Annotated in this window: 9 protein-coding genes and 1 riboswitch; of the genes, 1 reads left to right on the plus strand and 8 read right to left on the minus strand. The window is 44.0% G+C overall.

The genetic code is table 11. From position 1 onward, the window contains the following. Positions 1 to 83: 83 nt before the first annotated feature. Complete coding sequence (locus CXF82_RS10045) at positions 84 to 1,088, minus strand: DUF4382 domain-containing protein (protein WP_101091878.1); 1,005 nt, start codon at positions 1,086 to 1,088, stop codon at positions 84 to 86. Between the two features lie 684 nt (positions 1,089 to 1,772). On the opposite strand from CXF82_RS10045, the gene CXF82_RS10055 reads away from it, so the two are divergent. Next, complete coding sequence (locus CXF82_RS10055) at positions 1,773 to 2,750, plus strand: zinc-dependent alcohol dehydrogenase family protein (protein WP_101091877.1); 978 nt, start codon at positions 1,773 to 1,775, stop codon at positions 2,748 to 2,750. Positions 2,751 to 2,997: 247 nt separating this feature from the next. Here CXF82_RS10055 and thiE read toward each other — a convergent pair whose 3' ends face one another. Genes thiE through thiD form a run of 7 tightly spaced genes read right to left on the minus strand, consistent with a single transcriptional unit; the run spans position 2,998 to position 8,642 of the window. Then, entirely contained in the window at positions 2,998 to 3,657 is a 660-nt protein-coding gene (thiE, locus tag CXF82_RS10060) for a thiamine phosphate synthase (protein WP_102044124.1), read from the minus strand. Positions 3,658 to 3,667: 10 nt separating this feature from the next. After that, complete coding sequence (gene thiM / locus CXF82_RS10065; RefSeq protein ID WP_102038670.1) at positions 3,668 to 4,471, minus strand: hydroxyethylthiazole kinase; 804 nt, start codon at positions 4,469 to 4,471, stop codon at positions 3,668 to 3,670. Positions 4,472 to 4,504: 33 nt separating this feature from the next. Beyond that, positions 4,505 to 5,167 carry a thiaminase II gene (tenA, locus tag CXF82_RS10070; protein WP_101091874.1) on the minus strand — a complete coding sequence of 221 codons (663 nt, stop codon included), beginning with the start codon at positions 5,165 to 5,167 and terminating at the stop codon, positions 4,505 to 4,507. Between the two features lie 32 nt (positions 5,168 to 5,199). Continuing rightward, positions 5,200 to 6,147 (minus strand): ABC transporter substrate-binding protein, encoded by a 948-nt coding sequence (locus tag CXF82_RS10075; protein ID WP_102044125.1) that lies wholly within the window; start codon positions 6,145 to 6,147, stop codon positions 5,200 to 5,202. 26 nt (positions 6,148 to 6,173) lie between these two features. After that, positions 6,174 to 7,025 carry an ABC transporter permease gene (locus tag CXF82_RS10080; RefSeq protein WP_102044126.1) on the minus strand — a complete coding sequence of 284 codons (852 nt, stop codon included), beginning with the start codon at positions 7,023 to 7,025 and terminating at the stop codon, positions 6,174 to 6,176. Then, positions 7,018 to 7,785, minus strand: coding sequence for an ABC transporter ATP-binding protein (locus CXF82_RS10085; RefSeq protein ID WP_102044127.1), 768 nt, complete (start codon positions 7,783 to 7,785; stop codon positions 7,018 to 7,020). Before CXF82_RS10085 ends, CXF82_RS10080 begins: the two co-directional genes overlap by 8 nt. Beyond that, a complete protein-coding gene (gene thiD / locus CXF82_RS10090; protein WP_102044128.1) occupies positions 7,785 to 8,642 on the minus strand; it encodes a bifunctional hydroxymethylpyrimidine kinase/phosphomethylpyrimidine kinase in 858 nt (285 codons plus the stop codon). The genes CXF82_RS10085 and thiD overlap by 1 nt, the downstream gene beginning before the upstream one ends. Positions 8,643 to 8,741: 99 nt before the next feature. Further along, a riboswitch (TPP riboswitch) is annotated at positions 8,742 to 8,838 on the minus strand. Between the last annotated feature and the right edge of the window lie 248 nt (positions 8,839 to 9,086).

Consider the following 9,086-nt stretch of genomic DNA (forward strand, 5'->3'; position numbering starts at 1 on the left):
GTCCAATAGCCTGTTACAGAGAAAACTAATTGTCACTTTGTGTTCCAGGCTCCAAAAGTGAATAAGAGCCTGACTCATCATCGCTAGCCGCCCATACCGCCGTGCATGCCACCGTGATGGCCACCATTACCATTACCGCACTCATGTACCGTCTGCTGGCCGCCCTGTGTTCCAGTCTCTATGGTAATTGAACCAGAATCTTTAAACATTACAAACGAACCACTGCTGATATCATCGGCGATTGGGTCATCTAAATGGCCTAAACAGCTGTAGCCAACCCGATAGTTTCCGGCTGGCAAGTAGCCCATGGAAAAGTGCCAGTTACCGTCGATGTCCTGCATCATAGGACTTACCGCTGTAGGGGCCGTGAAACTCGCTGGCGGATTGGTTCCCATATCCGCCATTTGGTTTATATTGGTTACCTGTTCTGGGTACAAGTAGGCCAAATGGTTAAATTGGCCTCCCGCCGGGGTCAGATCGGCGTAAGCCGTCTCACAATCAGCAATCCATTGGGGGTCTACCTCACCCAACAAGTGGCCCATATGGCTATTATCGATGGACCACATGGCTTCATGGCTTAAATTGTATTGTCCCTGCTCCTGAGACAGGCCACGATACAAATCAATTTCCATGGTGATGGCAAGATGCTGCCCAGTAACAATCTCAACATCTGAAATGGGCAGCTGTCCATTTTCAACATGCAAACCGTGGCGCCCCTGACCATCTTCAACATAGCAGCCCTGATTACCATCACCCTGATGAATGGTGACATAAGCATCATGGTATTGTCCTGAGGGCAAGTCGATGCTATCGACCATAAGATGGCTATCAATCCCCTGAAAATCAAGTAGATTAAATGCCATATTCTGTAAGTCATGCCTATGGATAACGCCCGAGGCGTCTGTCATGACCAGTTCCCCCATGACCATACCCACATGGGAAACCCCAGCCATAGGTGAATCAGAAATGGCTAAAGAGAATTTACCCAGAGGCAATTCCGGTGCAGTGACAGTGCTATCACCATCACTGCCACAAGCCCCAAGCCAAAAAACCGAGGACAACACCAACACTGTTTTACAAATCGTCATAACGCCCCATTATTGAACCTATAATTTTCCCCAAGCATAGCCCTTTAGTGGTATACACGCTGATTTATTAACCGCGAATATGATACAGATCAATATGCAGTGCACGGGTATATGAAGTTGAATGCAGTCACTTGAAAATAAAGGATTTTAATACATACCAGTATATTTACCGGTCACATAAAAAGAATGAAAAACCACTTTTACAGCGTATTTACTCAGCGTCAGTATTACAAAGCAAACAAAAACACCCGTTGCAGAATGATAAATTTACCAACCCACTATATATCTGCTGAGGTTTATTCCGGCGACGGTGCCGATGACTTTATTTTTATCTACTGCTGGTAAGTCGGTGGATTGTGGACAATATTAGCAACAGCGAGCATCATTCATACCCTCATGGTAGCGTTGGTCTTTGCACTAAAACTGTGCTCCGCCACTCACCCTGTGAGCCTAATAACAAGCTGATCCTTTGTCAGCAGTCATATGCAACGAGTGATAGACCCAGCGTCTTTCGATGACCATTGCCATGTACATCGCTATGCTTCTTTGCTTGCTAAATCCTATTTTTGCCTAGAAAGCAAAAGTGGTTTGCCTCACGGGTTATGGTTGGTTCATTGAACAAAACATAGAATAGCCCCATCTTGTTAAGCAAGTCCCATACTATTCTATTAAAAGGCAGCAACCATGAAAGCAATGATCATTAAAGAAATCGGTTCAAGCGACGTTTTTCAATTAGTAGAAAAAGCAAAACCAACATTAAAATCTGGCCACATGGTTGTTGAAGTAAAAGCAACCAGCGTAAACCCACTTGATACTATGCTACGTTCAATTGAACTGCCTTGGTCTGCAAACTTACCCGAAGTATTACACGGTGATGTTGCTGGTATCGTTGTTGAAGTAAGTGAAGATGTAGCAAACTTCAAGATTGGTGACGAAGTTTATGGTATGGCAGGCGGGATTAACGGTGTTGACGGTGCACTAGCAGAGTTTATGTTAGTAGATGCACGTTTAATGGCGCAAAAGCCAAAAACACTAACCATGAAACAAGCGGCGGCATTACCCCTCGTTGCGATCACATCATACGAAGCACTTGTACACAAAATGAATGTACAAGCTGGCGATAACGTACTTATTCATGGTGCAACGGGTGGCGTTGGTCACATCGCTGTGCAGCTTGCAAAAGTACTGGGCGCCACGGTGACATCAACTCATTCACCAGCGACTGCTGAATTAGCGAAAACAGTCGGTGCAGATAACCTAGTTGATTTCACAGCAGAAACAGTGGCTGACTATGTGCAAGCACACACTGGCGGCAAAGGTTTTGATAAGATCTTTGATACGGTAGCTGGTGAAAACATCCAAAAGTCATTTGAAGCAGCAAAATTCTATGGTCACGTAACAACAATTTTACCCATTGAAAACGTACTGCAAGTGGCCCTTAAAAGCTTATCATTCCACAGTGTATTAATGTTGATCCCACTATGTCACGGCATTAACCATGGATCACACGGCCGTATCTTAACTGAAATTGCAGCACTGGTTGATGCAGGTAAGATCACGCCAATCATTGATAACAGCAATTTTTCTATCTGGGAAGTAGCACAAGCACATGATCACCTAGGATCAGGTAAAGCGGTAGGTAAAATCACCCTAACAGCGTAATTATAGTGTAAAGATTCTAAACACCCAAAAGCCTCACAATCTCTAGATAATAGAAGCTGTGGGGCTTTTATATTTATGTATATTTATAACCAGCTCTTTTTATAACAGGCTTGTGTCTAAAAAGATTAGACTAGGATTCACGCAGTCACAGCTTGAAATACCACGCCAGTGACCTTATCAATCTGCTGTACATTATGGGTTTATTGATCCCATCATTATGAGAGCGTTATTCTAGGCTGCTCATTAATCATGGTGAGTCATAATCGCGAACAATAAACTCATCATTTTCTGCTGCCATCAAGCCTAACAATACTTGGCTTGCTTGTTTAGGAGAGACGGCATGACAAATGGCTGATACCAGCGCAATCCCATCAACCTGGGTAGTCGCTATCTGTCTAATGTTAGCGTCATTTATTCCTCCAATGGCAACCAGAGGCAATCGACTCTCTTTTACCGCATTTGCTAAGCCTTCAATGCCCCACTCTTTAATGATATTTGTCTTCGTTGGCGTCGAAAAAACAGCACTGATCCCAAGGTAATCAACAGGTAAATTTTGTGCTTCATGTAACTGTGCTTCATTTTCAACAGACAAGCCCAATATCATATCAGCGCCAATCAGCTCACGAGCAACAATGGCAGGCATATCCGATTGCCCCAAGTGCACCCCATCGGCCTGAACCGCCAATGCTACATCGACTCGATCATTAATAATCAATGGCACACCACTGCCTTGCAATATCTGTTTGACCGCAGCCGCTCTTTCAATAAACGCGCTTACATTGCCGTGCTTTTCACGTATTTGCACCATAGTAACGCCACCTTTTACCGCCTCAGAGACAACTTGGCATAACGTATCAATGTCTTGCTGATCATCGGTCACTAAATACAGTTTATAAGGGTTATTCATACAGTGTTGCCTATGCATTCACGGTTAATTTTAAACGACGAGTCAGTGTTTCTTCATCTAATAGATAAAGTGCATCCAGCAGGTTCATTTGTAAACTACCTGGACCTGCTGATTTCTCTGCCGCTATTTCACCCGCCACCCCTAGAATCGCCGTTGCTGCTACGCCAGTATCATCACCAATCGCAGCGAAAGCCCCTGTTAATGCCGTATGCGTACAGCCCATTCCAGTCACAAAAGGCATCATCGCGTGACCATTATTCAATTGATACTGCGTATCAAGGGTAACCACATAGTCGGTTTCACCAGAAATAACGACGTTACACCGATACTCTTGCGCCACATACCGCGCAGCACCTAATGCGGAATCACTGCTGTCTAATGCATCAACCCCTTTGCTTTGCGCGTTTTCACCCGCTAATGCGATAATTTCAGACGCATTACCACGAATGATCAGCTTATTCGCGGCATCAGCAATGTGGCGAGCCGTTTGCGTACGAAGTTGACTCGCACCACAGCCAACAGGATCAAGTACCACCACTTTATTATTGGCATTGGCTTGCTCGACAGCAAAATGCATTCGCGGTGTCCAAACACTGTCTAACGTACCAATGTTAATCACTAAGGCACCGGAGAAACTCATCATCTCTGCCATTTCTTGTTGGCTATGCGCCATGATGGGTGATGCACCTAACGCTAATAAGGCATTCGCAGTATTGTTCATCACAACGTAGTTTGTGATATTCACCACCAATGGTTTTGTCTCACGCAGTGTCGCTAATGCTGCAATAATTTTTTGCGTATTCATAACTGTCATGATGCTTTCCTATTTTGTATTTGGTGTGCCCATTTAGGCGCCGTCGAGACCTTGTTGCCAAAATGCGACTTCCATTCGAGTGGCGGTTTTAAAAATATGACATAAACGCTGGCCTCGTTGGCTGTTTATATCAATATCAGCCAGCAGCTCATCCAATTGTGTCATGCTTTTTTGAACACCAGATTGGAACTCTTCTCCACCGTACATCTTGATCCAATTAGCGTAGGGGTTACCCTCAAATATCGTGGATTCACTTGCTAATAATTGCGCGCCAATAACAGCATATCCCTTTGAACATGGCGCTAGCGCGGCATATAAATCAATCACATCACCGGACATTCCCGTATCCAATACAAAGCGCGTATACGCCACCGTACCAAAGGCTTCGGGTTCCGCTTCCATCTCAGGCTCTGAAATGGCCCATTCAGCACAATACGTTAAGTGATGGGCTATTTCTGAGTCCAATAACGCTTGCACGCTCGGTAATGCCATCCGCATTTCAGCTAAGGTTCTCGCTTTGTAAATCGCCAAGGCATACGCTCGGGCATATTGCTTTAAAAACAAAAAATCTTGTTTTAAATAATGTAAGAAAGACGAATGAGCTAACTCGCCGACCGCTAATGCCTTCACAAAATAGTGCTCAGTATATTCATTCCATTCACTTTGACACGCTTGAATTAGGTCTTGATGATTCATATTTGTCTCTAACATTAAAAAGGGGGAGTCGTTTACAAAACGGGTACAAAATCTTGTGCTTTAGGCAGCGTTTTAATGATCTTATGTTGATACATGAATGCAGAAAAACGATCATAGCGTTGTAAATCAACGGCGGCAGGACGCAAAGCAAAGCGCGTTAACGTATCGTTCCATGCTCGCTTATTTAATTCATTATTCAAGGTATCTGGCGCGTAAGAAACGAAGGTTCTCCATGCTTCTTCTGGGTGATTCACAATAAATAGTGTTGCCTTTTCAATTGCATGATTAAACTTCTTTAAAGCTTCGGCATCATAGGTTTTTGCATTCGCCACAAAAACCAGTTCATCATACGATGGCACTCCATGCTCTTCAGGAAAAAAGGATTTTGCTTTATAGCCTTCTAACGCTAATTGATTGGTTTCAAAATTACGTAATCCTCCCCAAATCGCATCAACTTTACCCGACGCTAATGATGACGATAGCGCCCATCCAACATTGATGATTTTTATCTCAGAGAAATCCACACCCTCTGTTTTTAACATGGTGCCAATGGTCGCTTCTTCGTTACCCGCAATCGAGATCCCGACTTTCTTACCTTTTAAATCAGCCAGTGAGTTAATGTTTCCATTATCAAGCACCATTAAGGTATTGAGTGGTGTCGCAATCAGTGTCGCAGAGCGGATCAGTGGCAATCCTGCAGCCACATCGATGGTTAAACTGGTTTGATAGGATATCGCTAAATCGACATTATTAGCGGCCACCAATTTGGCTGGCATACTGGGATCCGCAGGCTCTTGAATGGTAATGTTCAAGCCTTCTTCTTTGAAATAGCCTTTTTGTTGAGCAATCACCACAGGGCCATGATTTGGATTTACAAACCAATCCAACATTAATGTCATCGCTTTATCTTCAGCACTCGCCATTAAGGAGTAACTTGCAATAAGCACAGCCATCGCTCCTTTAATCATGATCTTTTTCATTTGTTTAAATCCCTTACGCTATCAATCTATTTATCGTGTTGCCACGGTATGAGTTTTTGAATCAGTACATCAGTGAGAAAATAAAGGTTGACGGATAAAGCAGCAAGAATGAATAAGGCGGCAAACATTTCATCAATCATCATTCGAGCATTAGCTTGCAGCATTAAATAACCAAGCCCTTCACTTGATCCTACCCACTCCCCCACCACGGCACCAATAGGCGCAACGACCACTGCAACACGGATCCCAGACGCTAATGAAGGTAAGGCAGCAGGCAAGCGAACGTGTTTAAGTAACTGCCATTTTGATGCGCCCATGGTGTGCGCTAAATCGAGGTAACCGGTTGGGGTATTACGTAAACCGTCGTAACAACAAGTTGTCACCGGAAAGAAGATAATCAGCGCCGCCATCACGATTTTTGACGCAATGCCGTAACCTAACCACAGCATTAAAATCGGGGCGATAGCAAATACAGGAATGGCTTGGCTCGCAATTAAAATAGGCAATAACCAACGTCGAAGTGGGTCAAACAGCAGCATTTGGAGTGCAAACAATAACCCCATAGAAAGGCCCAAACCAAGACCAAGAATAATCTCTTGCGCGGTGATCCATGAATGGAATAACAACACATCGTAACGCTGTATTAGTTTTTCAAACACCGCTATCGGACTCGGCAAAATGAAACTGGGCAATGCGAAAATCATAATAACAAACTGCCATATCGCCAGTATTACAGCAGCACTGACGATGATTCTTCCTATCGATTTAGCGCTTTTCGGTAACGCTTTTGGCTCTGCCCTCTCCGTTTGTAACACAATCGTTTGAGATGCAATGTGGTTGTCGGAGTGCTCATGATTGATTGAAATTGGCTTAGACATAGTCAACCTCCAACGTATCAATGATCTGTTGCTGAAGAATCGCTAACTCCGCATCAAATTTTCGTGGAATGCTTGAGTTTGGCACCGGTAAAAGCACCGCTGAGGCTGGTTGACCTTGCATGATATAAATCGCATCACTTAATCTAAGTGCTTCTTGCGGATCATGCGTGATGAGTAATACTGTTTTACCCGCCAAGACTTGGACTGCAAGCGCTTGCAGTCGATGGCGAGTAACCGCATCTAACGCAGAAAAGGGCTCATCCATTAATACCATCGGCTTGTCTTGCATTAACGTTCTTGCTAACGCCACACGCTGACGCATTCCTCCAGACAGTTGCACGGGCATACTCTGTTCATGCCCTTTTAATCCAACACGCTCTAGCAATTCAATCGCGCGGGCTTGATTGGCATTAAATTGAGTGTTCACCGAAAATTTGCGAGCAAAACAGACGTTATCAAGTACGTTTAACCACGGCATCAATAGATCTTGTTGCGCCATGTAAGCAATGTTGCCTTCTAAGCATTCTCCCCCATCAATGTGAATGTCACCCGACCACATCACTTTATCTGTCAATAAACCTGCCATATAACGCAAAATTGAAGTTTTACCACAACCACTTTTACCCAATATCGCCGTCCACTTTCCTGCAGCGATGGACATGTTTAAACCCGACATAATGGCCGCTGCGCTGTCTTTGTATTGCAAAGTGCCATTTGAGATAACTGCACCGAGGCTGTTATCACATGGCTCTAGCTTCATTACGACTGCCCTTGAGTGTTTAAGACAAAAAAGTGATTCACGGGCCCATGTCCTTGTCCAATATTCAACTCATCAGCATGGGCAATCGCTTGAGTAATGTAGTATTTGCCCCGTTTTACCGCCGCTGATAATTCATGCCCTTGAGCTAAGTAAGAGGCGATTGCAGAAGATAAGGTGCAACCTGTTCCGTGTGTATTGCGGGTTTTGATCCGCTCCGTTGATAAACGCTCAACATTGTCGGCAAGGATCAGTAAATCAGTGCTGTTGTCATCGGTTTCTAGGTGGCCACCCTTTAGCAAAACAGATTTAGCGCCTAATTGACGAAGTTCGTCGATCATAGCAATCATTTCATCTTCGTTTTTGGGGACTGAGCAGCCAATTAGCGCAGCGGCTTCTGGCAAATTAGGGGTAATGACATCGGCCAGAGGGAGCAGTTCCGATTTAAGGCTATCAATGGCAGAGGAGTGGAGAAGAAGATCACCGCTGGTTGCGACCATGACGGGATCAACTACGAGATATTTAGGGGTGTACTGTTTAATTTTTTTAGCGACAGAATGAATGATATTTGAATCACTTAACATGCCAACTTTTACGGCAATCACATTCAGATCCGAAAATACGGCATCAAGTTGTTGCTCGACAAACTCTGCATTGATCGGGTAAATACCCGTAACCGCTTGTGTATTTTGTGCCGTTAATGCAGTAATAACAGAGCATGCATAACCGCCAGTCGCTGAAATGGCTTTAATGTCGGCTTGAATACCGGCACCACCACCGCTGTCTGAACCGGCAATGGTCAATACAATAGGAGTCGTAACGAATGGAGTTAAAGATGCTGTGGTGACTAATGAAGACATATTTATTTCCCTAACTAACAGTCAGGAAAAAACAGTCGTGTGAGAATAAATGCGCCAAAAGGTGCTATCTCAGCAAAAGAAACGGATCAGGAAGAACGCCTCAAATGACCATTAGTTCCCTACGTCAGTATTAACTGAATCAGGTTCAACGGGTTCATTTTATGATCTCAGCCTATTGGCTCCCCGACTAATCACCACACACTATCATTAATCGATTTGTAAAGAGCATGCTTTTTGATGAGAATGCTAACTGAGTTAACTAATTATCATCTTATGCATTCGATTTGGATACTAATTAAACAATATTTCTGCGCAGTTAAGAAAGCTTTGACGCTTCGTCAACTTGCCATGCCAAATAAGACATTCCCACCCTTAGCGGCCAGATTTAGGAGGTACGAGTCCAAGAATGGACGAAGGTAGAATAATGCAGGAGCAATTACCGAG

The sequence above is a fragment of the Shewanella sp. GutDb-MelDb genome, assembly GCF_002836075.1.
Lineage (GTDB): Bacteria > Pseudomonadota > Gammaproteobacteria > Enterobacterales > Shewanellaceae > Shewanella.

Excerpts from the sequence above, each read along its gene's own strand:
- CXF82_RS10045 (WP_101091878.1), bottom strand. The coding sequence starts at position 1,088 with ATGACGATTTGTAAAACAGTGTTGGTGTTGTCCTCGGTTTTTTGGCTT.
- CXF82_RS10055 (WP_101091877.1), top strand. The coding sequence starts at position 1,773 with ATGAAAGCAATGATCATTAAAGAAATCGGTTCAAGCGACGTTTTTCAA.
- thiE (WP_102044124.1), bottom strand. The coding sequence starts at position 3,657 with ATGAATAACCCTTATAAACTGTATTTAGTGACCGATGATCAGCAAGAC.
- thiM (WP_102038670.1), bottom strand. The coding sequence starts at position 4,471 with ATGACAGTTATGAATACGCAAAAAATTATTGCAGCATTAGCGACACTG.
- tenA (WP_101091874.1), bottom strand. The coding sequence starts at position 5,167 with ATGAATCATCAAGACCTAATTCAAGCGTGTCAAAGTGAATGGAATGAA.
- CXF82_RS10075 (WP_102044125.1), bottom strand. The coding sequence starts at position 6,147 with ATGAAAAAGATCATGATTAAAGGAGCGATGGCTGTGCTTATTGCAAGT.
- CXF82_RS10080 (WP_102044126.1), bottom strand. The coding sequence starts at position 7,025 with ATGTCTAAGCCAATTTCAATCAATCATGAGCACTCCGACAACCACATT.
- CXF82_RS10085 (WP_102044127.1), bottom strand. The coding sequence starts at position 7,785 with ATGAAGCTAGAGCCATGTGATAACAGCCTCGGTGCAGTTATCTCAAAT.
- thiD (WP_102044128.1), bottom strand. The coding sequence starts at position 8,642 with ATGTCTTCATTAGTCACCACAGCATCTTTAACTCCATTCGTTACGACT.